The sequence below is a fragment of the Dyella sp. RRB7 genome (assembly GCF_022761115.1).
GTDB lineage: Bacteria > Pseudomonadota > Gammaproteobacteria > Xanthomonadales > Rhodanobacteraceae > Dyella.
Map to the genome: position 1 here is coordinate 277,456 of NZ_JAKWJS010000001.1, position 24,511 is coordinate 301,966.

Below are 24,511 nucleotides of genomic sequence, written 5' to 3' on the forward strand. Positions count from 1 at the left end.
CATGCGCCGGTGCTGCGGGCGGAACAAGGGCGAACATCAGGGGCTGCGCTCCGGCGTGATGGGGCGCGGCGCGGTCACGGTGATGGTGCCGGAGGCGGCATGGGAAACCATCTCGTCCGCGGTGGACGCGGAGGCATCGCCCGTGTCGCGCGCCTCGGCCGGCGGCCCGGCGAGGATCACTTTGTTGACCGGTACATCGCTGCCGTTCGCCACGGGCGGCGTGGTGGTCACTGGCGCGCTGGCCGGTGCGGCGGCGGCAGGCGACGCCGGGGCATCGCCGCCCTCGGCGACCTGCCCCATGTGCTGGGCGTCGTTGTAGAAGCGCTTGGGCGCGTTTTCGTCACTCAGCACCACCACCAGCACGCGACGGTTGCGGTTGCGGCCGTCTTCGGTGGCGTTGTCGGCGCTGGGACGGTATTCGCTCCAGCCGACGATGCCCAGGCGCGACGGGTCGATGCCCTGCTCGGAGAACAACCGCGCCACGCTGGCGGCGCGCGCCGCGGACAGCTCCCAGTTGGAGGGATACAGCGCGGTGTTGATCGGCCGGTCGTCGGTATAGCCCTCCACCCGCACGGGGTTGCCGAAGGGCTTGAGGATGGCCGCGATCTGGTTGAGCACGCCATCGGCCGGCGGCGAAAGCTTGGCCACGCCGCTGGGAAACAGGATGTCGGTGCGCAGCTCGATTTCCAGCCAGGTAGTGGTCTTGCGCACGACCACCATCTTCTTGTCGATCAGCGGCTGCAATGCTCGTTGCACTTCGTCGCGGATCAGCAACAGGTTCCGCTCCGACAGGGTCGGCTGCTCGGCCTGTCGCAGTTCGCGCAGATCCACCGCGCGCATCGGCGCCGGACGCTGCGGAATCGGCACGTTCACCGGCGTGGTGGCGGCGCCGGGCTGGCCGGCTGGCGCGGCTATCGCGGGGTCGACGTTGTGCGGCCGCGCGCGCGACTGCGGCATGGCCGCGATCACGTGGCTGGAACCGTTGAATGCCTCGATGATCGACTCGGACATCACGCGGTACTTGCCCTCGTTCACCACCGACACGGCGTACATCACCACGAAGAACGCGAGCAGCAACGTCATCAGGTCGGCATAGGGAATGGCCCACGCCTCGTGATTGAGATGATCCTCGTGGCGCTTGCGCCTTTTCACGATAGATAACCCTGCAACTTCGCTTCGATCTGGCGCGGATTGGCGCCTTCGGCGATGGAAACCAGGCCCTCGACCAGGATCTCGCGCATCTGCGTCTGCTTGTGCACCATCCCCTTCAGGCGCGAGGCCATCGGCAGCATCAGCAGGTTGGCCAGCGCCACGCCATAGATGGTGGCCACGAAGGCCGCGGCGATGCCGTGGCCGAGCTTGCTGGGGTCGGCGAGGTTCTGCATCACCGCCATCAGGCCCATCACCGCGCCGATGATGCCCATGGTGGGCGAGTAGATGCCGGCGTTTTCGAATACCTTGGCCGCCGCCAGGTCGCTGTGCTCGCGCGCGCCCAGCTCCACTTCGAGCACGCCGCGAATCGCATCCGGCTCGCTGCCGTCGACCAGCAACTGCAGGCCCTTGCGGGTGAAGGTATCGCTCTCGGACTCGATCTGCGGTTCCAGGCCCAGCAGGCCCTGGCGGCGCGAGATCTCGCTCCAGCCCACGATGCGGCTGATCAGGTCCGAGGGCTGGTGCTGCGGTGGCTTGTACACCATCGGGAACATGCCCAGCGCCTGCTTGAGCACCCGGCCCGGGTTCTGCACCAGCAGCGCCGCGATGGTGCCCAGGAACACGATGACGAAGGCCGCCGGGTTCCACAGCGCTCCCACGCTGGAGCCCTTGAGGATGGTGCCGACGATCACCACCACGAAGGCGAGGATCGTGCCGATGAGACTTACCAGGTCCATGTCAGGCGCTTACTCTCAGGGAAGGGAGGAGTTGGCCGTCGTTGCCGGCCAGGCCGGCCAGGTCCATCACCAGCGCGAGACGGCCATCGCCGGTGACGGTGGCGCCCGCCACGGCGGGCACGCCTTCGAACAGGGGACCAAGCGGTTTCACCATGACGTCTTCGCGCCCCAGCACGTCGTGCACCAGGCAACCCAGACGCATGTGGCCGATGTGCAGCACCACCACATGCCGACCCGACGGGCCGGTGACGCCGACCCAGCCGGCCAGGTCGGCCAGCGCCAGCGCACGGCCACGATGGGCCGCCACCACGCGGCCATCCAGGCGCTGTTGCTGCCCGGACGCCAGCTCGAAGACTTCCTCGATATTGCTGAGCGGCAGCGCCAGCAGGCGTGCGCCCACGCGCACCATCAGCACGCGCTGGATCGCCAGGGTGAGCGGCACGGCCAGCTCCAGCGTACTGCCGCGACCCAGCTGCGAACGCACCTGCAGCGTGCCGCCCAGTTCGGCGACGCGGGTTTTCACCACGTCCATGCCAACGCCGCGCCCGGAGATATCCGACACGGTGGCGGCGGTACTGAAGCCCGGGCGGAAAATCAGCTCATAGCATTCGTTTTCGCTGAGGCGCGCCGCCTGCGCCTCGTCGATGACGCCCTTCTCCACCGCCTTGCGGCGCAGGACGTCGGGATTCATGCCGCGACCGTCATCGGCCACGGTGATGACGATGCGCTCGCCACGCTGGCTTGCCGACAGCGTCACCTTGCCCTTGCGCGGCTTGCCGGCGCGCTCGCGCTCATCGGGCATTTCCAGGCCATGATCGAGCGCGTTGCGGATCAGGTGCACCATGGGGTCGGCCAACGCCTCGACCAGGCTGCGATCGAGATCGGTGCCCTCGCCTTCCTGCACCAGTTCCACTTCCTTGCCGAGCTGGCGCGAAAGATCGCGCACGATGCGCGGGAAGCGCTGGAACAGGCGCCCCACCGGCTGCATGCGCATGCCCAGCACGGCGTTCTGCAGCGCGTCGGAGACGCGATCGAGCTCGCTCGCGGCGAGCGCGAGGGTTTCATCGCCGTGCTTGGCGGCGAGACTGAGCAGGCGGTTGCGCACCAGCACCAGTTCACCGGCGCGATGCACCAGCGCATCGAGGCGGGCGGTGTCCACGCGCACGGTGGCTTCCGGCGCCGGCGCCGCGTGGCGTGCCGCGGGGGCGGCCGCAGGCGCGGCGGGAGTCGGTGCCGCCGCTGGCGTGCCAGGGGCCGCACCCTTGCCGTGCAGGTTGTCGAGCAGCGCCTCGAACTCATCGTCGGAGATGCTGCCGGAGACGGCCGGCGGCGCCACGGCGACAGGCGCCGTACCGGGCGTGACGCCCTTGCCGTGCAGGTTGTCGAGCAACGCTTCGAATTCGTCGTCGCTGATGCTGCCCGAGGCCACCGGCGCCGATGCCGGCGCGCCGGGAGCACCACCGCTGCCATAGAGGCTGTCCAGCAGTGCTTCGAATTCGGAGTCGTCGATGGTGCCGTCGCCCGGCGGCGCGGCCACCGGCGGCGCTACCGGCCTGGGCGGCGGCGGCGGTGTGGCCGCGGCACCCGGCGTCAGGCGCTGCAGCAAGCTCGGCGGCGGCATGGCCATGGCGCTGCCGCCGGCCAGCGAGGCCAGCATGTCATTGAGCAGGTCCAGTGCTTCGAGCAACGCATCCATGCGGCTGGCGTCGAGCAGCAACTGGCCGTTGCGCGCGACGTTGAGCAGATCTTCCGCGTGATGGCATAGCTGCACCATCGGCTCGATGGCGAGAAAGCCGGCACCGCCCTTCACCGTGTGAAAGGCGCGGAACACCGCATTGAGCAGCTCGGCGTCGCGCGGCGCGGTCTCCAGGCCGATCAACTGCTCGCCCAGACGCTGCACCAGCTCCCCGGCTTCCACCAGGAAATCATTGCGCAGCTCGCTGTCCAGCGACGGATCCATGCTCAGAATCCAAATTCGCTCAGCAGACGATCAGCCTCGTCCTGGCTGGTGACCTTGACCGGGCCCACCGCGGCTTCGCCGGCCAGTGCGCCGGTGAGGCTGACCAGTTCCAGCAACGAGTTCTCCACGCTGCCGATGAAGTTGACCACTTTCTTGATGCGCTGGCCGGACAAGTCCTGCCATGACTGCGCCACCACGAAATCGGCCAGTCCGTCGCGGCATTCGTTGGCGAAGGCGGCAGCCTGCACGGCAAGCACGTGGGCGACGTCGCCCGGCGGCGTGCCGTCGATGACCTCGCTGGCGTTCTGCGCCACGGCGTCGGCCTGCGGACGCATGCGCTCGGCGAAATCGAGCGTGCGGTGCGCGGCCTGCGAACTCATTTCCAGCACGTCTTCCAGATGCTTGCGCGCATCGGCGACGCTGCCCGGCACGCCCTCCTGGGCCAGGTCGCCACCGAGACGGCGCACCGCGTCGTGGAGGTCGCGCGCCAACAGGCCCAGCGCGCGGAACAGGCGGTGCTCGCGCTGGCGCACCAGCACGTCCAGGGCCTGCTCGAAGGCGGCGCCATCGGCGCTGTTGAGCAGGTCATGCAGTTCGGGCGGCAGCGTTTCGCCGGTCAACAGGGCAGGTTGTGCGGTCATGCGGTGGCTCCGCTCGCGGCAAGGCGCTCAAAGATCTTGGTGAGTTTTTCCTGCAGGGTGGCGGCGGTGAATGGCTTGACGATGTAGCCGTTCACGCCGGCCTGGGCGGCGGCGATGATCTGGTCGCGATTGTTTTCCGCCGTGACCATCAGCACCGGCATGCCCTTCAGCGAGGGCTCGGCGCGAATGGCGCGCAACAGGTCGATGCCGGTCATGTTGGGCATGTTCCAGTCGGTGACGACCAGGTCGAACGCGTTGGCGCGCAGCATGGTCAGCGCGTTCTCGCCGTCGTCGGCTTCCTGGATCAGCGGATTGCTGAAACCCAGCTCCACCAGCAGGTTGCGAACGATGCGCCGCATGGTGGAAAAGTCGTCCACCACCAGGATCTTCATATTCTTGTCCAAACCACTTTCTCCGCTTGCACCGTGCGGTCCGGTGCGCCAAGCCTCAGGGAATGTTGGGGTGCTGCTATGCGTGTTCGCGCCAGCCTGTCATGCGCGCACGCAGTCGCACGATGGCCTGGCCATGGATCTGGCATACCCTCGACTCGGTGACGCCAAGTACTGCGCCGATCTCCTTGAGGTTCATTTCCTCTTCGTAATACAGCGACATCACCAACTGCTCGCGTTCGGGCAGGCTGCCGATCGATTCGATCAGCGCCTCGCGCATGCCATCGCGCTCGACGTTGTCCTGCGGTCCCAGGCTGTCCGCGTCAGCCACATCCAGCGCCGCGCCACCTTCGGCGTCGTCGGGCACGGACAGGCTGAGCAACCGGGCGCTTGCCGCGTCGGCCAATGCCTGGTGGTACTCCTCCGGCCCCATGCCCAGTCGCCGCATCACCTCGGCGTCCTCGGCATCGGCACCGGTTTCTATCTCGATCTGGCGTACCACCTCGGCCATCTCGCGTACCTTCCGGTGTACCGAGCGGGGCGTCCAGTCGGTGCGTCGCAGCTCGTCGAGCATGGCGCCACGGATGCGGATGCCCGCAAACGTTTCGAAGCTCGCGTTGCGCCCGGTGGTGAAATTTCGCGCAGCCTCCAGTAGACCGATCATGCCGGCCTGGATCAGGTCTGCCACATCGACACTCGGCGGCAATCGACCCATCAGGTGATAGGCGATGCGTCGCACCAGTGGCGCATGCTGGCGAACCAATTCGTCGGCACTTTGCCGTTGCAGTTGCAGGTATTCGGAAGCCACGTTCATCTCACCACCCGGTCGCCGCTGCGGCCTGCCTGCTGAAGAAGGCGATGCGGTCCAGCGCCAGTCGCTCGGGTTCACCCCATGTATCGACCGCACCTGCCAATTGCTTGAATGCCTCCGCCGACCGGCTGGCCGGCCACAGGTCCACCACCGCGCTCTGCCGGCGAATGGCCTGCCGGAGCCGTTCGTCCTGCGGCACCATGCCCATGAATTCCAGCGCCACGTCGAGGAAGCGGTCGCATACGCGCGCCAGCTTCTGATGCAGCGCGCGGGCTTCGCCGGCGTTGCGCACCATGTTGGCGACCATGCGGAAGCGACGCACGCCGAAGTCGCGGCTCAACACCTTCAGCACCGCATAGGCGTCGGTGAGCGAGGCCGGCTCGTCGCAGACCACCAGCACCACGTCGTCCGCCGCCGCCGCGAACATCGCCACGTTGTCGGACAGGCCCGCCGCGGTATCCACCAGCAGGTAGTCCGGCGGCACCGCCAGGTCGTCGAAGGCGCGGATCACGGCCGCGTGCTCGTTGTTGCTCAGCTGCGCCAGCCGCCGCGTGCCCGAGCCGGCCGGCACCACTTTCAACCCGTGGGGGCCGGTGAGCAGCAGATCCTCGATGCCGCAGCTGCCGTCGAGCAGGTGGCCGATATGGCGCGTGGGGGTCAGCCCCAGCAGCACATCGATATTGGCCAGCCCCATGTCCGCATCGAGCAGGATGACCTCGTGCCCGGCCATCGCCAGCGACATGCCGAGGTTGACCGAAATGGTGGTCTTGCCCACGCCGCCCTTGCCGCCGGCCACCGCAATGGCGCGGCAACGCCGGCGCGCTGGTGGCCGGGCCAGGCCGAACGCCTGGTCGTGGGAGGGCGCCTGCTTGCCATGCCGCTCAGCCAACGCGCGCAACATGCCTTCCAGACCCATCGCCTGATTCATCGCGAAGACACCGTTCATGCGTTAGCTACCGCCAGTCCGAAACGTTCCGCCATCACTTCATCGTCCGCTGCCGCGGCGCCGCCCTTGAGTACCTGCGCGGCACGGCACACCAGCACGCGGGCGTCGGCCGTGGCGATGTCCTCGGGCACGCGCTGGCCGTCGGTGACGTAGTCGAGCGCGAGCCGGTGACGGATCAGCACCGACAGCGCGCCGCCGAGGCTGGGCGCTTCATCGAGCTTGGTGAGGATGCAGGCGTGCGGCTTGAGCGGCAGGTAGGCGCGCACCGCCTCGTCCAGCGACGAGGCCTGCGCATTGGCGGCCAGCGCCAGGCAGGCGCGCAGGTCGCCCCCGTTGCCCAGCACGTCCAGCTGTTCGGCCAGGCGCGGATCGCCGCCGGCCAGGCCCGCCGTATCCACCAGCACGGTATGGCAGCCGCGCAGCAGTTCCAGCACCTGGCGCAGGCTGTCCGCGTCATAGGCGGGATACACGCGCACGCCGAGCAGGCGGCCGTAATGCTCCAGCTGGGCGGCGGCGCCGATGCGGTAATGGTCGGTGCTGACCAGCGCCACCTGCGATGAACCATGGCGCATCACCGCCCGCGCGGCGAGCTTGGCGATGGTGGTGGTCTTGCCCACGCCAGTGGGGCCGACCAGCGCGGTCACGCCGTGGCGTTCGGACTGGTCACGCCGGCTGACCGACAGGCTGCGGCTGAGCATGCCCAGCGGCAGATAACGCGCCTGCTCGGCGTTGATGTTGGGCGGCAGCTCATCCACCAGCTGGCGGGCCACGTCGGGCTCGATGCCCAGGCGGGTCATCTCGCGCAGCACGCGGGCGCGCATCGGCTGACGGCGCTCCATGTCGTTCCAGACCAGGCTGGAAAGCTGCGTTTCCAGCAGCTCGCGCAGGCTGCCCAGTTCGGCCCGCACGCGTGCGGTGTCCTGCACGGCGCGTTCCAGCAACGGATGGATCGGTGCCGACGGATCAATCGTCGGCTCGGGCTTGGCGGCCTCGATCGGCGCCACCTTCACCGCCACCGGTGCCGGCGGCGCCTTGCCGACGGGCGCTTCCGCGGCGACGGGCGCCGCGGGTGGCGTGGCGCGCGACAAGCTGACGGTGACGCCGTCATCGTGACGGGACGTTGGCGGCAGCGGCGGCGGCAGTACGTCGCTGCGACGCGTCGCCATCGGCGCGGCGGCAGCGGCGGCGGCGACGGGTGCCGCCGCAGGCCTGTGCGACTCCACCTGCAGCGGCGCGCCGTGGCGCGCGGCTTCGCGCACCAGCGCCTCATCGAAGTCGACGGCAGCGATGATCTCGATGCCTTCGTCCAGCCGGCGGGTGGAAAGGATCACCGCATCCGGGCCCTGTTCCTCGCGTACTTCACGCATGGCCTGGCGCATGTCGGCTGCCACGAAACGTTTGATCTTCATGCTTTGCTCCGCAAACGGGAGTCAGCCATCGGGGCGGCCGGACGAGCCAGCGATGCGCCTTCGGGGCGCGGTACGGCTTGCTGTTTCAGTTCCCGACTTTCCATGCTCGACTCTCTGCTCTTATCGCCCCAGCGCCTGCACCAACCGCACTCTCCGGTTGTCCGGCACCTCGTTGTAGGCCAGTACGTGCAGGTTCTGTGCCACGTGGCGAGTGAAGCGCGCCAGCCACGGGCGCAGCTGCGGCGCGACCAGCAGCACGGCCGGTTCGCCGCTCATTTCCTGCTTGCGCGCGGCGTCGGCCACGCCTTGCTGCAAGCGGTCCGCCAGGCCCGGTTCCACCGCCGCGCCCGCCACGCCGCCATTGGCGAGCGAGCCGAGCAGGATCTGCTCCAGCTCCGGTGCCAGCGTGATGACGGGGATCTCGGTGCCCAGCCCGGTGATCTCCTGCACGATCTGCCGGCCCAGCGCGACGCGCACGGCGGCGGTGAGCGCGCCGGGATCCTGACTCTGCCCCGCGTGCTCCGCCAAGGATTCGACGATGCTGCGCATATTGCGGATCGGCACCCGCTCGGCCAGCAGGTTCTGCATCACCTTGACCACCACGCCCAGCGACAGGCGCTTGGGCACCAGGTCCTCCACCAGCTTGGGCGCGGTCTGCGCCAGGCGGTCCAGCAGCTGCTGCACGTCCTGGTGGCCCAGCAGTTCGTGCGCATGGCCCTGCAGGATGTGCGACAGATGCGTGGCAATGACCGTGGCCGGGTCGACCACGGTATAGCCCAGGCTCTGCGCCTGCTCGCGCTGGCCGGGCTCGATCCACATCGCTTCGAGGCCGAACGCGGGATCGCGCGTGCTGATGCCCTGCAGGCCTTCCTGCACGCGGCCGGGGTTGATCGCCAGCAGGCGATCGCTGTGCACTTCGGCCTCGCCCATCGGCACGCCCATCAGGGTGATGCGATAGGTGCTGGGGCCCAGGTCCAGGTTGTCGCGGATATGCACCGGCGGCACCAGGAAACCCAGTTCCTGCGACAGCTTGCGGCGCACCGACTTGATGCGCCCCATCAGCTCGCCGCCCTGGTGCGTGTCCACCAGCGGGATCAGCCGGTAACCCACTTCCAGCCCCAGCGGATCGACGCTGGCCACGTCTTCCCAGCCCAGCTCCAGACGCTCGGCCGGCGTTGCCGCGGCGGGCACCTCGACCACCGCCTGCGCCAGCTTTTCCTTGGCCTCGCGCTCGCGCTTGACCATCAGCCACGCGGCGCCGCCGCAGGAGCCGCCCAGCAGCAGGAAAGCGATGTTGGGCATGCCGGGCACCAGCCCCATCACGCCCAGCACCACGCCGGCCACCGCCAGCGCGCGCGGCTGGCCGAACACCTGGCCGATCAGCTGCTTGCCCATGTCCTGCGACTTGGACACGCGGGTGACGATCACCGCGGTGGCGATCGACAGCATCAGCGACGGCACCTGCGCCACCAGGCCGTCGCCGATGGTCAGCAGCGTATAGGTCTTGGCCGCTTCGCTGGCGGACAGGCCGTGCTGCATCACGCCGACGAAGAAGCCGCCCACGATGTTGATCAGCAGGATCAGGATGCCCGCCGTGGCATCGCCGCGCACGAACTTGGAAGCACCGTCCATGGAGCCGTAGAAGTCCGCTTCCTCGCGCACTTCCTGGCGGCGGTCGCGCGCCTGTTCCTGGTTGAGCAGGCCGGCGTTGAGGTCGGCGTCGATGGCCATCTGCTTGCCGGGCATGGCGTCGAGGGTGAAGCGCGCGGTCACCTCGGACACGCGCGTGGCGCCCTTGGTCACCACCACGAAGTTGATGATGGTGAGGATGGCGAACACCACCAGGCCCACCGCGAAGTTGCCGCCGATGACGAACTCGCCGAACGCCTCGATCACCTTGCCCGCCGCGCCGGGGCCGTCATGGCCATGCAGCAGCACCACGCGGGTAGAGGCGATGTTGAGCGCCAGGCGCAACAGGGTGGCCATCAGCACCACGGTGGGGAACGCGGCGAATTCCAGCGGCCGCATCACGTAGATCACCGCCAGCAGGATCACCAGCGACAATGCGATGTTGAAGCTGAAAAGCATGTCCAGCAGGAACGGCGGCAGCGGCAACATCATCATCGCCAGCATGGCGAGCATGACCACCGGCGCGCCTACGCCGCGGCGTCCGAGCGATTTCAGGCTATTGATTGCACTGGCTGCAGCCATGGGAATTCCGTCAGAACTTGTAGGGACCCATCAGGTCCGGATCGATCTCGGGCTTGGGCTTGGGCGGCGGGTCGTCACCGCGCACCGCGGCCTGCTTGAGCTGGAACACGTAGGCCAGCACCTGCGCCACGGCGACGTAGAGCGAGGCGGGAATTTCGCGATCGAGCTGGGTGGTGGCGTACAGCGCACGCGCCAGCGGCGGCGCTTCCACCAGCGGAACACGATGGCTGCTGGCGACCAGGCGAATCTGCTGGGCCAGCTCGTCCACGCCCTTGGCGATCACCCGCGGCGCGCCCATGCGGCCTTCGTCATAGCGCAGCGCCACCGCGAAGTGGGTGGGGTTGGTGATCACCACGTCCGCCTTGGGCAGCTCCTGCATCATGCGCTTGCGCGCCATCTGGAACTGCAGCTGGCGGATGCGGCCCTTGAGCTCGGGATTGCCGTCGCTTTCCTTCGACTCGTCCTTCAGCTCCTGCCGCGACATGCGCAGGCGCTTGTTGTAGTCGAACTTCTGGTACAGCGCGTCGGCACCGCCGATCAAGGCCAGGATGGAGCCGAACAACAGGGCGGCATGGCCGAGCAGGCCGAACGACATCACCATGCCGGCGCCGACCTCGCCGCGACCGGTAGCCATCAGGTCGTCCTGCCAGTTCTTCATCACCATCACCAGCACGGTGCCGATCAGCAGCAGCTTGGCCAGCGACTTGGCCAGCTCGACCAGGCCACGCAAGGCGAAGATGCGACCGAGCCCGCTGATGGGGTCCAGACGCTCCAGCTTCGGTTCCAGTGCCTGGGCGCTGAAGCTGAGGCCACCCAGCAAAATAGGCGCCGCCAGCGCGGCCAGCAGGGTGGCCAGCGCTACCGGCGCCAACAGGGCCATGGCCTCGTGCAAGGCCATGTTCAGTATCCGCGCGGGAAGTTCGTCACTGAACAGGGCATCGCGTCCATAGCTCAGGCCAAACCCGTAGATGCGTCGGATATGTTCCAGCGACTGATGGCCACCGCTGATCAGCGTGGCCACGCCGGCCAGCACCACCACGGCGCCGGACAGGTCGCGCGAGCGGGGTATGTCGCCCTTTTCGCGTGCTTCGCGCAGGCGTTTTTCCGAAGGTTGTTCGGTGCGTTCCTGATCGTCGTTGTTCTCGGCCATGGCGATGCTCCCTTAGCCGCCGGCCAGGTCGTGCATCAGCGTCCATGCGCTGTTCTGCAACGACTCGAAAGCGCCGGGCACGCTACGCACGGACAGCCATAGCGCCACGAAGCCCAGCGTGATGGTGATGGGAAACCCCACCGCAAACAGGTTCATCGACGGCGCCGCGCGACTGATCGCGGCAAAGCCGAGATTGACCAGCAGCAACGAGGTCGTGGCCGGCAAGGCGACGCGCACCGCGCCGCCGAACAGCTGGCTGGCAAACGCCACCACCGCATGGAAACCATCGGGACCGATGGCTGCCTCGCCAGGAGGCAGCGTGCGGAAGCTTTCCGCCAGCAGGGCGATCAGGCGCAGATGGCCATCCATCGCCAGGAACAGCAAGGTCACCATCAACAGATAGAACTGGCTGATCACCGGCGAGCTGCCGCCACCGCGCGGGTCGACCGTTTCGGCGAAACCCAGGCTCATGCTCTGCCCCACCAGCTGGCCGCCGAACGACACCGCTTCGAAAATCAGCTTGAGCACAAAGCCAATGGCAGCACCGATCAGCACCTGGCTCACCATCAGGCTGATGCCGTCGGCCGTCATCGGGTCCACCGAGGCAGGCGCCAGCGGCGCCAGCACGGCGGTCAGCACCAGCATGATGCCCAGCCGGATGCGCTGGGGGCTGACCGCGTCACCGAATACCGGCGCGATCAGGCACAGCCCGCCCACCCGGCCCATGGCCCACATCAGCGAGCCCAGCATGTGCTGCAGTTGGGCCAGGTCGACGGTGGTCACTTCACCGCTCCCGGCAGGCTCTCGATCAACTGGCGGGTGAACTGCACCAACGTGCGCAGCATCCACGGCCCGGCGATCAAACCCACCGCCGCCATGGCGATCACCTTGGGGATGAAGCTCAGGGTCATTTCGTTGATCTGCGTGGCGGCCTGCACCACGCCGATCACCAGGCCCACCAGCAACGCGGTGAGCAGCAAGGGCGCGGCGATCATCATCGCCACGTACAGCGCGTGCTGGCCAAACTCGATGACGGATTCGGGCGTCACGTGTAGAAGCTCCCCGCCAGCGTCCCCAGCAGCAGCGTCCACCCGTCCACCAGCACGAACAGCATGATCTTGAACGGCAACGAGATGATGGTGGGCGACACCATCATCATGCCCATCGACATCAGCACGCTCGCCACCACCAGGTCGATGATCAGGAACGGGATGAACAGCAGGAAACCCATCTGGAAGGCCGTCTTCAGCTCGCTGGTGACGAAGGCCGGCATGGCCACGCGAAACGGCACATCTTCCTTGCTCGCATAAGGCTGCTCGTTGGCCAGGTGCGTGAACAGCTGCAGGTCAGCCTCGCGCGTCTGGTCGAGCATGAAGCGCTTGAACGGCGCGGCCGCCGCGGGCACCGCCTGCTCGGCGCCCATCTGGCCGTCCATATAGGGCTTGATGCCGTCGGCATAGGCGCGGTTGAGCACCGGCGACATCACGAACAAGGTGAGAAACAGCGACAGGCCCAGCAGGATCTGGTTCGACGGCGTGGACTGCGTGCCCAGCGCCTGCCGCAGAAAACCCAGCACCACCATGATGCGGGTGAACGAGGTCATCATCAGCAGCACGGCGGGCAGGATGGTCAGCACCGTCATCAGCGCCAGCATCTGCAACGACAGCGTCCAGTTCTGGGCACCGCCCGGCGCATTCTGCACGGTCAGCACGGGAATGCCCGTGGGCGAGGACGGCATCTGCGGCATGGACGGCATCGCGGGCATGGCCGGCGCAGCCCAGGCCAGCGTCGGCGCAAGCATCAGCAGTACGAGGAGCAACCAGCGCAGCGTCTTCATGGCGTGCGCTTCCAGCGCGCCAGCAGATCGCCAAAGCCCAGCGGCGGCGGGTTGGCGCCGGGTGCCTCCGGTGCTGAAGTCGTGCCCTCGTAGACGTGCAAGGCGCGCATGCCGCCCGGCCCCACGCCGATCAGCAGGCGCTTGCCATCGGCATCGACCAGCAGCAGGCGATCGCGCGCGCCCACCGCCATCGTTTCCACGCAACGCAGGCGACGGCCGCCCGGCGTGGCGCGTGCCTGCAATCGCCGGCTCAGCCAGCCGGCGGCGAAGATCAGCGCGACGATACCGCACAGGCTCAGCAGTACGCGCACCAGCTCGCCGCCGACGTTGATGTCGGGCGCGGCGGCAACCGGTACGGCGAGGGCAAGCATCAACATAGTGGTCACCGCAGCTTGCGCACGCGCTCGGCGGGGCTGATGACGTCGGTGAGACGGATGCCGAAGCGCTCGTTGATCACCACCACTTCGCCGTGGGCCACCAGGGTGCCGTTGACGAACACGTCCAGCGGCTCGCCGGCGGAACGGTCCAGTTCCACCACCGAGCCCTGGTTGAGCTGCAGCAGGTTGCGGATGCTGATGCGGGTGCGGCCGACCTCCATGGCCAGCGTCACCGGCACATCGAGGATCATGTCGAGATTCACCTCGGCGCCATCGGCCGCGGGGCCGTTGAGCTGGTCGAACTCGACGCGTTGGGTCGCGGCGGCGGCGTCGTTGGTCGTGGTCATGCGGGGATGATCTCCGGGAGGGGGTCAGTCGACAGGCGCATCTCGCGGCGGCCGGTCGGGGCGTGGAAACGAACAGCGTTGCGGCCATTGGACTGGCCATAGCGGCCGCGAAAGACCGGCACGTCTTCGGCGAAGATCGTGCTCAGCTCGGGCAGCTGGATGGGGATGACGTCGCCCGGACGCAGGCGCAGGAACTCGCCGATGCTCAGGCGCGTTTCCAGCAGCAGCGCGCTCAGCTCCACTTCGGCATCGAGCACCTCGTCCTGCAGGTTCTCCGCCCAGCGGTCGTCACGGTCCACGCGGTCGCTCTGCACGCCGGCATCGAGCAGCGAGCGGATCGGCTCGACCATGGCGTATGGCAGCGTCAGGTGTATTTCGCCGCCACCGCCGTCGAGTTCCACATGGAAGCGCGACACCACCACGGTTTCGGTAGGGCTGACGATGTTGGCGAACTGCGGATTGATTTCCGAGTTCAGGTATTCAAAGCTCAACGGCAGCACCGGCGCCCACGCTTCCACCATCGAGGCGAACAGCTCCGTCAGCATGATCTGGATGACGCGGTTTTCGGTGGCGGTGAAATCGCGACCCTCGATACGCGCGTGATAGCGCCCGTCGCCGCCGAAGAAATTGTCGATCACGGTGAACACCAGGCGCGGCTCCATCACCACCAGCGCGGTGCCGCGCAGCGGCTTGATGCGCACCAGGTTGAGATTGCTCGGCACCGACAGGCCATGCACGTACTCGGCGAACTTGATCATCTTCACGCCCAGCACCGACACCTCGCAGGTCTTGCGCAGCACGCCGAAGATGGCGGTGCGGAAGAAGCGCGCAAAACGGTCGTTGACCATTTCCAGCGTCGGCAGGCGACCGCGCACGATGCGGTCCTGCTGGGTGAAGTCATACGAAATCACCGCATCGCGCGGCACCGGCTCGTCATTGCCGGTTTCGACGGCGCCGCCCTCGACGCCATCGAGCAGGGCATCGATTTCCTCTTGTGAAAGCAGATCGCTCATGGACTGCCTACCCGCCCGTCACTGCATCACGAAGCTGGTGAAATACAGCGCTTCGATGCCGGGACGACCGAGCCGGTCGCCGACGATCTTGCGCACCGCCGCCAACGCCTGCGCCTGCAGCTTCTGCTTGCCGGCGGCATCGCTGAGAATCGAATAGTCCTGGCTGCTGAACAGCATCACCAGCGCATTGCGGATCACCGGGTCAGCGTCCTTCGCCGCTGCCAGCGCCGCCGCGTCGTGCGACATCAGGCTGACGCCGACCTGCAGGAAGCGCATGGACTGGTCATCGCGGAAATTCACCACGAACGGCGGGTCCATCGGCAGGTACTGCTCCTGCTTGGACATCACCACCTTGGCATCGTCGGTCGCACCAGCCGCGCCTTGCGCGCCACGCGTACCCAACAATACGTAGGCACACACGCCGGCCATGGCCAGCAAGGCCACGCCCATGATGACCACCGTCTTGGACGAGCCCTTTTTCGCGATGGAAACGGGGGCTTCCGTTACTTGCTCGTTCTGAGCCATGCCTGTCTCGATCCCTATCAGTCACAAATGCCTCGGCCACTCGCCACGAGCGCCGCATGACCGTTGGTAGCAAACGCCGTGCCATCGCTGGGAAGTGTTGTGGCTGCTGGGTTTGCAGGGATCGGAGACGGGGTGGTGGCGCTTTCTTGACGCGCGACGGGGATTGGTCGCGGCGGGGTGGCGGCGGTTGTCGGAAGGTTGTCGCGCGGGTGCGCTTTTACTCGTCATCCCCGCGAAAGCGGGGGCCTAGGGACTTTCGCTTTTCCTTGGGCGCTTCTGCGAGGTTGCCGCTTACGCAGCGGGCGGCACCCTGGCGACCACGCCAACAAGAGCGAAAGTCCCAGCCTCCGCTTTCGCGGGGATGACGAGCAAAAGACAGCGCCCCTGCGACGCCACCCTCACCTCACGCAAACGTATCCAGCAACCCCACCCCACTCACCACCGCGGCCCCCACCGAAGCCACCACCCCGGTATCGGCCGACTCCGCATCACCGCTGGCCGCGGAGCCAGACGACGCCCCTTGCCCCGAGGCATTGCCACTTCCACCCTGCCCCACCTGCGCCTGCCCCAACGTGAGGCCGTGTTGCGCGAGCATGGAATCGAGCTGGCTCAGGGTCTGTTGCACGGCGTGTACCGCCTGGGGATGTTGCACGACGAAGCTCACGTCGACGTGGTCGTGCAGCACGCTGACCTTGACGTCGAGCGGGCCGAGGTCTTCGGGGTTGAGGCGGATGCGCGCCTGCTTGACGTCCTGGCCGCCGAGCCATGCCACCTGCTGACCCAATTCCTGCCCGAACGAGGGCGAGCCGACGGGTGCGTTCATGGTCAAGGCATGGGCTGGTGCGGTCGCCTGCGCGGTGACCGGTTGCTGCATGGTCGTGGTGGCCGCGGTCATCGCGCGCAGTGCATCGAGCGGGTCGTCGTGGTTGTTCTGCGTGGCGGGCCCGGAGGTCGCCTGGCCGATAGGGTCGGCTTTGGCGCTGGTGGAGACGGCGGTGGCCAGCGCGGTGACGATGTCGTCGTCGGTATCACTGCTGGCGGCGGCGGGCGAGGCGCTGTCCTTGACGCCACCGAGCGCGCCGACGTCGTCGCCTGCGTCGTCACCCTCGGCGGCGGCCTGCCCCGCGGTCATGGCGGCGCCCAGCGGGACGGCGCCGGGGATTAGTGCAGGCATGGCGGCAACGGGGGCGCTGGCGGTCGTCGCCTTGGCATCGGCGGAACCGCCGCCTGTCGGCGCGGCCGCGACGGCGGGTGTCATCGCCGGAACGCTTTGGCCCAGCAAGGCAAGCATGGCGCTGGTGGCGTCCGTCGGATCACTCTTGGTCGGCTTGCTGTCGTCCTTGTCCTGGTCTTGCGACGCGTGGGAAGACCATGCGGTTTTCCCCTTGGACGACGGCGAGGTCGACGCGGGCGTCGAGGGAGGACGACCCGACGAGGATGCCTGTTTCGCCTGCTGCTGGCGTGCTTCCAGCATGGGTCGGCTGAAATCGCTGGAACCGGTGTTGCCGGACGACCCGGGCGATGTCGAGGGGGTCGATGCCGGTGCGGGCGACGGCGGCGCCGCGTTCACGGCCAGGACGACGGAAGACGTCATGGGTTTATCTCCCTAAAGGTATACCGCTGGCGTTTCATCACGACCACCCCTTGGTGGGTCGGCGATGCTGCATGCGTTCGTCGATTTCGGACTGCTCGCGGCGCTCTTCGCTCTTGCGCTCCTGCTCGCGGTAGCTGTCGATCACGCTGCCGAGGGCGCGCTCGCGTGCGTGCGCGTCGCGCCACTGGCCACGTGCCTGGTCGAGCTGCCGATTCAGTCGCGCCACCTCGACGATCTGCTGCGAGATCACCTGGTCGATGCGTTCCACAAACTGGCGGCGATTGAGCAGTGCGCTCACGCTGACGCCGCCGGAGGTATCGGCATACTCCTGGCGGTAGCGTTCCAATTCGGCCAGCTGTTGCTCGGCCTTGGCTACGCGCTGCTGGTGTTCGGCCAGCTTCTGCATGGCCGCTTCCTGGCGCTCGCGCGCAAGATCGGCGGCGGGTTGCAGGCGGTTCGCACGCGATTTCACGGGACACCTCCGGCGGTGAGCATTTCCAGCCCGGCAATGGATTCGACCAGCGTGGTCGGCGCGTCCACTTCCTGCTGCAGGAAGTCGCGCAGGCGTGGCCACATGGTGATGGCATGGTCGACCTGGGGGTCGGAACCCTTCTGGTAGGCGCCCACGGCGATCAAGTCGCGCTGCTGGCGATAGGCCGAATACACCTGGCGGAAACGCTGCGCGGCGCGCAGGTGCTCGCGCTTGACCACAGCGGGCATCACGCGGCTGATCGATGCCTCGATGTCGATCGCCGGATAGTGGCCGGCCTCGGCCAGGTCGCGCGAGAGCACGATATGGCCGTCGAGGATGGCGCGCGACGCATCGGCGATGGGATCGTGCCGGTAATCGTCGCCCTCGGTCAGCACGGTATAGAAGGCGGTGATGGAGCCGCGCCCCTCGGCGTCATTGCCCGCGCGCTCGACCAGGGCGGGCAGCATGGCGAACACCGACGGCGGATAGCCCTTGGTGGCCGGCGGCTCGCCGATGGCCAGGGCGATCTCGCGCTGCGCCTGCGCATAGCGCGTGATCGAGTCCATCAGCAGCAGCACGCGCTGGCCGCGATCGCGGAACCATTCGGCAATGGCCGTGGCGTACTGCGCGCCACGCAGGCGCTTGAGCGGTGGCGCATCGGCCGGCGCGGCGACGATGACCGCGCGCGCGCGCCCTTCCGGGCCCAGCGTGTGTTCCACGAATTCCTTCACTTCGCGGCCGCGCTCGCCGATCAGGCCCACCACCACCACATCGGCGTCGGTGTAGCGCGTCATCATGCCCAGCAGCGTGGACTTGCCCACGCCGGAGCCGGCGAACAGGCCCAGGCGCTGGCCGCGGCCCACCGTGAGCAAGGCGTTGATGGCACGCACGCCGGTATCCAGCGGCGTATCGATCGGCTTGCGCGACATGGGATTGATCGGCTCGCGCTTGAGCGTGGCGTGCTCGTCCACGTCGAGCGGGCCCATGCCGTCGAGCGGCACGCCATCGGCGCCCACCACGCGACCCAGCAAGGCCATGCCTACCGGCAGGCCGCTGCTGTGCGCGCACGGACGCACGCGCGCATTGGGCAGTACGCCGTGCATCTCGGTCACCGGCATCAACAGCAGGCGTTCGTCGGCGAAGCCGACCACTTCGGTATCCAGTTCGCTGCCATCGGCGGTGGTCACCATGCAGCGCGCGCCCAGCGGCGCCTCGCAGCCTTCCGCTTCCAGGGTGAGGCCGACCACGCGGCGCAGGCGGCCTTCCACGGTCAGCGTGCGCGCATTGACGGCACGCTGGCGGCGGCGCGCCAGCCGCTCCTGCCATAGCGCCGTGGGCGAATGGCCGGCCGGCGCATTCATCCGCGCACCTCGTCGGCGTCGACATCGATGTCTTCCGCCTCGGCGCCGAGCACGGCATCGACGACGGCGGCCAGGCGGGTTTCCACCCGCGCGTCCAGCCGCGAACGCTCGCTTTCCAGCAGGCAGTCGCCACGCTGCAAGCTTGCATCGCCAACCAGCTGCCAATTCGACTCGGCGACATCGAGCGAACGCAGCAGGGCAAGGTCTTCGGGATGCAACCGGACCCGCAGGTGGCCGGTAGCCGAGGGCAACGCCAGCGCGGCCTGGCGCACGGCCTCCACCACCAGGTCGGGCGAGGTGCGCAGTTCGTGGGCCAGCACCTGGCGCGCCACGGTCATGGCCAGGCGGGCCAGTTCCAGCTCGACCAGTTCATCCATCGCGCGCAGCGGACGCGCGGCCGCTTCCAGCAGGGCATCGAGCCGGGCCATGCGCGTGTTCAGCACGTCGCGTGCGGCCGCCATGCCTTCGGCGTGCCCGGCCGCATAGCCTTCCTCGCGCGCCTGCTGCTCGATCGCTTCGAGATCGCGCACGGTGGGCTGCGCCGCCGGCTCCACCGGCGCCGGCTCGGCCACGGGCGGCTCGCCGACTTCGGGAGGCAGCCAGCGCTCAAGACCGACCAGGTTGTCGCGGCTCCATATGGCGTTCATGCCACCAGCTCGTCACCCGTGCCAGAGAGATTGATCGCGCCCGAATCGGCCAGCTTGCGCGCGATGCCCAATACTTCCTTCTGCGCCGCGTCCACTTCGCTCAGGCGTACCGGCCCGGACACCTCCAGGTCGTCGCGCAACATGTCGGCGGCGCGCTTGGACATGTTGGCGAAGATGCGCTCGCGCACGCCCGGCTCGGCGCCCTTGAGCGCCGTGACCAGGCGCGCGGTGGGCACTTCGCGCAGCAGCGTCTGCATGCTGCGGTCGTCCAGCTCGGCCAGGTCTTCGAACACGAACATCAGTTCTTCGATGCGCCCGCCCAGGCCGGCGTCGTGGGTGCGGATGGCCGCCATCAGCTCGTTCTCGCGCGAGGACTCCATCGCGTTGAGGATGTTGGCCGCCGCCTTCAGGCCGCCCACCGAGGCGGACTTGAGCTTCTTGGTGTTGCCGCCGGAAAACTGCCGCTCCATGATTTCGTCCAGCTCGTTGAGCGCGTGCGGCTGCACGCCGTCGAGCGTGGCGATGCGCATCACCGCGTCGCTGCGCGTGCGCGGCGGCAGGTAGCCGATGACTTCCGCCGCCTGGTCCGGCTCCAGGTGCGCCAGCACCAGCGCGATGATCTGCGGATGCTCCTGGTTGATCATCTCGGCGATGGCGCGGCTTTCCATCCACTTCAGCGACTCCAGGCCCTTGCTGGAACGGCCCAGCAGGATGCGGTCGATCAGGCCGCCTGCCTTGCTCTCGCCCAGCGCGTTGACCAGGATCTTGCGGATGTACTCCTCGGTGCCCACGCCCAGCGACGTGTTGCGCCCCATGTCCTCGTTGAGCCGGCCGAGCACCTGTTCGACCTGTTCGCGCGAGACATTGGTGAGGCCGGCCATGGCCGTGCCCACGGCCTGTACGTCGCGTGCGCTGAGGTGCTTGAGCACCTCGGCCGCGTCCTGCTCACCCAGGGTGAGCAGCAGGATGGCCGCGCGCTGCGCGCCGCCGATTTGCGTGTCTGACTTCATGATCTGTCCCGCCAGCCTGATTGCTTCGCCTTGACCGAGCCGTCCACCGCGACGAAACGCGCGGCCTCTCTGGCGCATATCGGCCAAGCGGCCGCTTTCCGAAGCCGCGATGCGGCCCTGGGCGTGCGCAGGTGCTTAGCTGCCATCTTCGCCCACCCAGTTCTTCACTACCTGCGCGACCTGCTTGGGGTTTTCGCTGACCATGCGCCGCGCCATGCCGATGCGCTGCTCATAGGCCATCGCCGAGGGCACGCTCAGGCGCATCAGGTCGTCGTCTTCGTCCTTGTCGTCAACGCGCACGGAAATGGTGGGCGGCGCCGGTTCCTGTGCCACGGCCACGCCCTTGCCCGGCGTGGGCGCGCGTGAGAGACCACGCAGCAAGGGGCGCAGCAGCCCGAAGGCCACCAGCAGCGCCACCAGGATGCCGGCTGCCTGCTTGATCAGGTCGAGCATGCCGGGGCGCTCCCAGAACTGCGGCGGGGGCGGCGCGCTGTCGCTGGTGGCGTCCTGGTGGAACGGCTGGTTGATCACGCTGACGTTGTCGCCGCGCGCCTCGTTGTAGCCCACCGCGTTGCGGGTGAGCGTGGTGAGGTGCTCAAGCTCCTGCGGCGTGAACGGCACGCTCTTGTCGCCCTTGTCGCCCGGCACGGACTTGTTGTCGACCACCACCGCCACGGTAAGGCGCGCCAGGCGTCCCGCCGGGTCGCTGACGTGGCTGATGGTGCGGTCGAGCTCGTAATTGCGCGTGGCGCTGCTGGTGGTTTCACCCGGGCCACTGGCCTGCGCGGTGGTCGCGTTCGCCCCGCCCTTGCCCGGCGCCTTGCCGGCATTCGGGCGGGCCGCGGTGGGCTGCGTCACCGTATTGGGCGGCTGGTTGCTCAGCGCCCCCGGCACGCCGCCCTCACTGGCCTCGCCGACGCGCTGTTCGCTGTTGGTCTGCTCGCTGCGCAACGCCGGGTGTTCGTGGTCGAACGTTTCGGTGGCCTTTTCGGTTTCGCTGAAGTCCAGGTCCGCATACACCTGCGCGCGCACCTTGCCCGGCCCCACCAACGGGGTGAGCAGTTCCTCGATGCGCTGTGCGTAGGTGTTCTCGATGCGCGTAGCCAGGCGCAGGCGCGTATCGCCCACCGAGCTGGCGCTGTTCGGATCGGTGCTGGTCAGCAGTTGCCCCTGCTGGTCGACCACCGATACCTGCTTGGGATCGAGGTTGGGTACGCTCGCCGCCACCAGGTGCACGATCGCCGCCACCTGGCTGGCGTCGAGCTGGCGACCGGGGTACAGCGTCACCAGCACCGAGGCACTGGCCTCGTGGCTGTCGCGGATGAACGCCGAGGGCTTGGGCAACGCCAGGTGCACGCGCGCGGCGCGCACCGACTGCAGGCCGGCGATGGTGTTGCCCAGGTCGGTCTCCAGCATCTGCTGGTAGCGCGTGCGCTCGGCCAGGTCGCTCATGCCGAACGGCGAGTCGGCCGGGGGAACCGTGGTCGCGGCCGCATTGCCCTGCGGCAAGCCCTGCGCGGCGAGCTTCAGCCGGATGGCCGACAGGTCGGAGGCCGGCACCATGATCGAGCTGCCGTCGGCACCCAACGTATACGGCGTATTGGAGGCCTGCAGCGCTTGCGTCACCGCCGCGGCGTCTTTCTGTTCCAGGCCGGCGTAGAGCAGGCCGTAGTTGGGTCCGCGCGACCACAGCACCACGGCGACGCCGAGCGCGACGGCAGCCGCCACGCCAACCAGCAGCAACAGCTGCCGTGATGCCGGCGTGCGCGCAAGTTGTTTAAGGTCCAGGCGAGAACCGGCCTTGTCGTCGGTGGTCGCGAGGGCGTTATCGGCCATGAAGACTGCTCGTGCGGTAGGTGCGCGTGGGTGTCGTCAACAGGCCGGTCAAACCGGCATGTTCATGATGTTGTTGTAGGCATCGACCAGTTTGTTGCGCACCTGGGTCAGCGTGTTCAACGACAGGTCGGCCTTCTGCACGGCCACCATGGTCTTGCCCAGATCGGCGCCAGCATCGCCGCGCTCAAAACTGGCGGCGAGGCGACCGGCTTCCGTCTGCGTGTCGGCGACCGATGAAATCGATTGCTTGAGCAGGCTGGAAAAATCCATCTGCCCTGGCGCCGCCGCCGTGAACGACTGCTCCGCAGGTTTCACCTGCGAAGAAAGTTGGCGCATCTGCGACAGCAGGTTGTTGACGTCGATCTGGCTCATGACGGAATTCCAACGCGTGACGGTAATCAAGGCTATAAATGCACAAGCCGTGCCATGCAAAAAAGCGCGCCATCAGGCCTGCAGACTGGGCTGCAGGCCATACTTGCGAAGCTTCTCCACCAGCGTCGTGCGCTGCATGCGCAGTAATTTCGCCGCATGCGCCACTACGCCGCCGGTCACGTCAAGCGCTTGACGGATCAACCCCACCTCGATGTCGGCCAGGTGATCCTTCAGGTCGAGCCCGCCTTCGGGCAGCAACACCAGCGAGTCGGTGGACACCATCGTCATCGGCTCCGGCAGCACGCTGGCATGCCCGGTCATCAGCGAGAGCAAGGCCGCGCCGCGCACTTCCTCCACCACCTGCTGGCCGCGATATTTCTCCGGCAGGTCGCTGACCCGCACCTCGCTGTGCGGATAGAGAATGGAGAGGCGCTCCACCAGGTTGTACAGCTCGCGCACGTTGCCCGGCCACGCATAGCCATGCAATGCGTGCATCGCGCCGGCACTGAAACGCACGTTGGCCAGGCCGCGGCGCGAGAGGCGCTGATTGAATTCGGCGATCAGCTCCGGCAGATCGTCCAGGTGCTCGCGCAGCGCGGGCATCTCCAGCGGGAACACGCTCAGGCGATAGAACAGGTCTTCACGGAACTGGCCGTTGGCGATGGCCGCCTCCAGGTTGCGGTGCGTCGCGGCGATGATGCGCACATCGCAACGCTGCGTGCGGTTGCCGCCGACGCGCTCGAACACGCGCTCCTGCAACACGCGCAGCAGCTTCACCTGCATCGGCAGGCTCATGTCGCCAATTTCATCGAGGAACAGCGTGCCGCCCTCGGCCAGCTCGAAGCGGCCCTTGCGCGCGCTGATGGCGCCGGTGAAGGCCCCCTTCTCATGGCCGAACAGCTCGCTTTCCAGCAGCTCGGCCGGGATGGCGCCGCAGTTGATGGCCACGAACGGCTTGTCGCGACGCGACGAGCACTCATGAATGCTGCGCGCCACCATCTCCTTGCCGGTGCCCGATTCGCCCAGCACCAGCACGCTGGAATCGAAGGGAGCCACCTGGCGCACCAGCGCGTTCATGCGGGACATCGGCGCCGAACTGCCGACCAGGCGCAATTCCTGGCGCCGCGCATTCGCCTGAAGCTGCGGCCCGCGCAAGACTTCCGCGAGCTGCTCGTAACGCAGCGGGAATTCGACCATGCCCAACCGGGCCGCGAACGGCGACGAATTGGCGCCCAGCCGGGACACCCAGCTCGAGTCGGCGGCCAACAACACCATCACGTGGCCGGCAGCTGCCCCAAGCAGGCCGAATTGCCGCTCGGCCTCCGCGTCATCGACCACATTGCCCACATAGACCGCGCGCCATGCGTGGGTCGATTCATCGACCTCCACGCATTCCTCTCCCCTTTGCGGGCGATAGCCGAGGAATTGAAGCGCTGAAACGATTGACTCCGCCCTGCGGTGATCGGATTCGACCACCAGTACATCGAACTTGCCCATGCCTGATTCTCGTGCGTGCTGCTTCATCTGTGGACCCCTGAACCCTGGACTGCGCCGCTGCGTGTCGACAATCCGTCGTCGATCTCAGGAATGGTTCAGCAAGAAGAAGGCCAGCACGACACGTATTTCTGACGCTCGCCACGCCATGTGGGTGTCGGTATGCGTCACTTGTGCGCGCGGGCCCTCAAGCAGTTCGCAAGGGTGTGCGACATGTCAC

Annotated in this window: 25 protein-coding genes; all 25 read right to left on the bottom strand. The window is 67.6% G+C overall.

Features of this window, described 5'->3' with window-relative positions:
- Nucleotides 1-36: 36 nt before the first annotated feature.
- The 25 genes from motD to MJ606_RS01500 all read right to left on the bottom strand — a co-directional run bounded on the left by motD (nt 37) and on the right by MJ606_RS01500 (nt 24,294).
- Entirely contained in the window at nt 37-1,152 is a 1,116-nt protein-coding gene (gene motD / locus MJ606_RS01380; RefSeq protein WP_243047625.1) for a flagellar motor protein MotD, read from the bottom strand.
- The gene (locus tag MJ606_RS01385) at nt 1,149-1,889 is read right to left on the bottom strand and encodes a flagellar motor protein (RefSeq protein ID WP_243047626.1); all 741 of its coding nucleotides are present in this window, start codon (nt 1,887-1,889) and stop codon (nt 1,149-1,151) included. The genes motD and MJ606_RS01385 overlap by 4 nt, the downstream gene beginning before the upstream one ends.
- Nucleotide 1,890: 1 nt before the next feature.
- Nucleotides 1,891-3,849 (bottom strand): chemotaxis protein CheA, encoded by a 1,959-nt coding sequence (locus MJ606_RS01390; RefSeq protein WP_243047627.1) that lies wholly within the window; start codon nt 3,847-3,849, stop codon nt 1,891-1,893.
- Between the two features lie 2 nt (nt 3,850-3,851).
- On the bottom strand, nt 3,852-4,490 hold the full coding sequence (locus MJ606_RS01395) for a protein phosphatase CheZ (protein WP_243047628.1): 639 nt from the start codon (nt 4,488-4,490) through the stop codon (nt 3,852-3,854).
- The gene (gene cheY / locus MJ606_RS01400) at nt 4,487-4,894 is read right to left on the bottom strand and encodes a chemotaxis response regulator CheY (protein ID WP_243047629.1); all 408 of its coding nucleotides are present in this window, start codon (nt 4,892-4,894) and stop codon (nt 4,487-4,489) included. The genes MJ606_RS01395 and cheY overlap by 4 nt, the downstream gene beginning before the upstream one ends.
- A gap of 64 nt (nt 4,895-4,958) precedes the next feature.
- Entirely contained in the window at nt 4,959-5,693 is a 735-nt protein-coding gene (locus tag MJ606_RS01405) for an RNA polymerase sigma factor FliA (RefSeq protein ID WP_243047630.1), read from the bottom strand.
- A 1-nt stretch (nt 5,694) separates the two neighbouring features.
- Complete coding sequence (locus tag MJ606_RS01410; RefSeq protein WP_243048555.1) at nt 5,695-6,618, bottom strand: MinD/ParA family protein; 924 nt, start codon at nt 6,616-6,618, stop codon at nt 5,695-5,697.
- A 14-nt stretch (nt 6,619-6,632) separates the two neighbouring features.
- The gene (gene flhF, locus MJ606_RS01415) at nt 6,633-8,045 is read right to left on the bottom strand and encodes a flagellar biosynthesis protein FlhF (protein ID WP_243047631.1); all 1,413 of its coding nucleotides are present in this window, start codon (nt 8,043-8,045) and stop codon (nt 6,633-6,635) included.
- 120 nt (nt 8,046-8,165) lie between these two features.
- On the bottom strand, nt 8,166-10,256 hold the full coding sequence (gene flhA, locus MJ606_RS01420) for a flagellar biosynthesis protein FlhA (RefSeq protein WP_243047632.1): 2,091 nt from the start codon (nt 10,254-10,256) through the stop codon (nt 8,166-8,168).
- Nucleotides 10,257-10,266: 10 nt separating this feature from the next.
- Complete coding sequence (gene flhB, locus MJ606_RS01425; RefSeq protein ID WP_243047633.1) at nt 10,267-11,406, bottom strand: flagellar biosynthesis protein FlhB; 1,140 nt, start codon at nt 11,404-11,406, stop codon at nt 10,267-10,269.
- A 12-nt stretch (nt 11,407-11,418) separates the two neighbouring features.
- Complete coding sequence (gene fliR / locus MJ606_RS01430; protein ID WP_243047634.1) at nt 11,419-12,189, bottom strand: flagellar biosynthetic protein FliR; 771 nt, start codon at nt 12,187-12,189, stop codon at nt 11,419-11,421.
- Nucleotides 12,186-12,455: a flagellar biosynthesis protein FliQ gene (fliQ, locus tag MJ606_RS01435; RefSeq protein ID WP_243047635.1), complete on the bottom strand. Its 270-nt coding sequence runs from the start codon at nt 12,453-12,455 to the stop codon at nt 12,186-12,188. Before fliQ ends, fliR begins: the two co-directional genes overlap by 4 nt.
- Entirely contained in the window at nt 12,452-13,243 is a 792-nt protein-coding gene (gene fliP / locus MJ606_RS01440) for a flagellar type III secretion system pore protein FliP (RefSeq protein WP_279236591.1), read from the bottom strand. Before fliP ends, fliQ begins: the two co-directional genes overlap by 4 nt.
- Nucleotides 13,240-13,620, bottom strand: coding sequence for a flagellar biosynthetic protein FliO (gene fliO / locus MJ606_RS01445; RefSeq protein ID WP_243047636.1), 381 nt, complete (start codon nt 13,618-13,620; stop codon nt 13,240-13,242). The genes fliP and fliO overlap by 4 nt, the downstream gene beginning before the upstream one ends.
- Nucleotides 13,621-13,625: 5 nt before the next feature.
- Nucleotides 13,626-13,967 (bottom strand): flagellar motor switch protein FliN, encoded by a 342-nt coding sequence (gene fliN / locus MJ606_RS01450; protein WP_243047637.1) that lies wholly within the window; start codon nt 13,965-13,967, stop codon nt 13,626-13,628.
- On the bottom strand, nt 13,964-14,980 hold the full coding sequence (gene fliM, locus MJ606_RS01455) for a flagellar motor switch protein FliM (RefSeq protein WP_243047638.1): 1,017 nt from the start codon (nt 14,978-14,980) through the stop codon (nt 13,964-13,966). Before fliM ends, fliN begins: the two co-directional genes overlap by 4 nt.
- Nucleotides 14,981-14,998: 18 nt before the next feature.
- Nucleotides 14,999-15,505, bottom strand: coding sequence for a flagellar basal body-associated FliL family protein (locus MJ606_RS01460; protein WP_243047639.1), 507 nt, complete (start codon nt 15,503-15,505; stop codon nt 14,999-15,001).
- 403 nt (nt 15,506-15,908) lie between these two features.
- Nucleotides 15,909-17,099, bottom strand: a complete 1,191-nt coding sequence (locus MJ606_RS01465) for a flagellar hook-length control protein FliK (protein WP_243047640.1) — start codon at nt 17,097-17,099, stop codon at nt 15,909-15,911.
- Between the two features lie 37 nt (nt 17,100-17,136).
- The gene (gene fliJ, locus MJ606_RS01470) at nt 17,137-17,571 is read right to left on the bottom strand and encodes a flagellar export protein FliJ (protein ID WP_243047641.1); all 435 of its coding nucleotides are present in this window, start codon (nt 17,569-17,571) and stop codon (nt 17,137-17,139) included.
- The gene (fliI, locus tag MJ606_RS01475; protein ID WP_243047642.1) at nt 17,568-18,932 is read right to left on the bottom strand and encodes a flagellar protein export ATPase FliI; all 1,365 of its coding nucleotides are present in this window, start codon (nt 18,930-18,932) and stop codon (nt 17,568-17,570) included. The genes fliJ and fliI overlap by 4 nt, the downstream gene beginning before the upstream one ends.
- A complete protein-coding gene (locus tag MJ606_RS01480) occupies nt 18,929-19,579 on the bottom strand; it encodes a flagellar assembly protein FliH (RefSeq protein WP_243047643.1) in 651 nt (216 codons plus the stop codon). Before MJ606_RS01480 ends, fliI begins: the two co-directional genes overlap by 4 nt.
- A complete protein-coding gene (fliG, locus tag MJ606_RS01485) occupies nt 19,576-20,571 on the bottom strand; it encodes a flagellar motor switch protein FliG (protein ID WP_243048557.1) in 996 nt (331 codons plus the stop codon). The genes MJ606_RS01480 and fliG overlap by 4 nt, the downstream gene beginning before the upstream one ends.
- A 153-nt stretch (nt 20,572-20,724) precedes the next feature.
- On the bottom strand, nt 20,725-22,425 hold the full coding sequence (fliF, locus tag MJ606_RS01490; protein WP_243047644.1) for a flagellar basal-body MS-ring/collar protein FliF: 1,701 nt from the start codon (nt 22,423-22,425) through the stop codon (nt 20,725-20,727).
- A 48-nt stretch (nt 22,426-22,473) separates the two neighbouring features.
- Nucleotides 22,474-22,797, bottom strand: a complete 324-nt coding sequence (fliE, locus tag MJ606_RS01495) for a flagellar hook-basal body complex protein FliE (RefSeq protein WP_243047645.1) — start codon at nt 22,795-22,797, stop codon at nt 22,474-22,476.
- Nucleotides 22,798-22,869: 72 nt separating this feature from the next.
- Nucleotides 22,870-24,294, bottom strand: a complete 1,425-nt coding sequence (locus tag MJ606_RS01500) for a sigma-54-dependent Fis family transcriptional regulator (RefSeq protein WP_243047646.1) — start codon at nt 24,292-24,294, stop codon at nt 22,870-22,872.
- Nucleotides 24,295-24,511 lie beyond the last annotated feature (217 nt).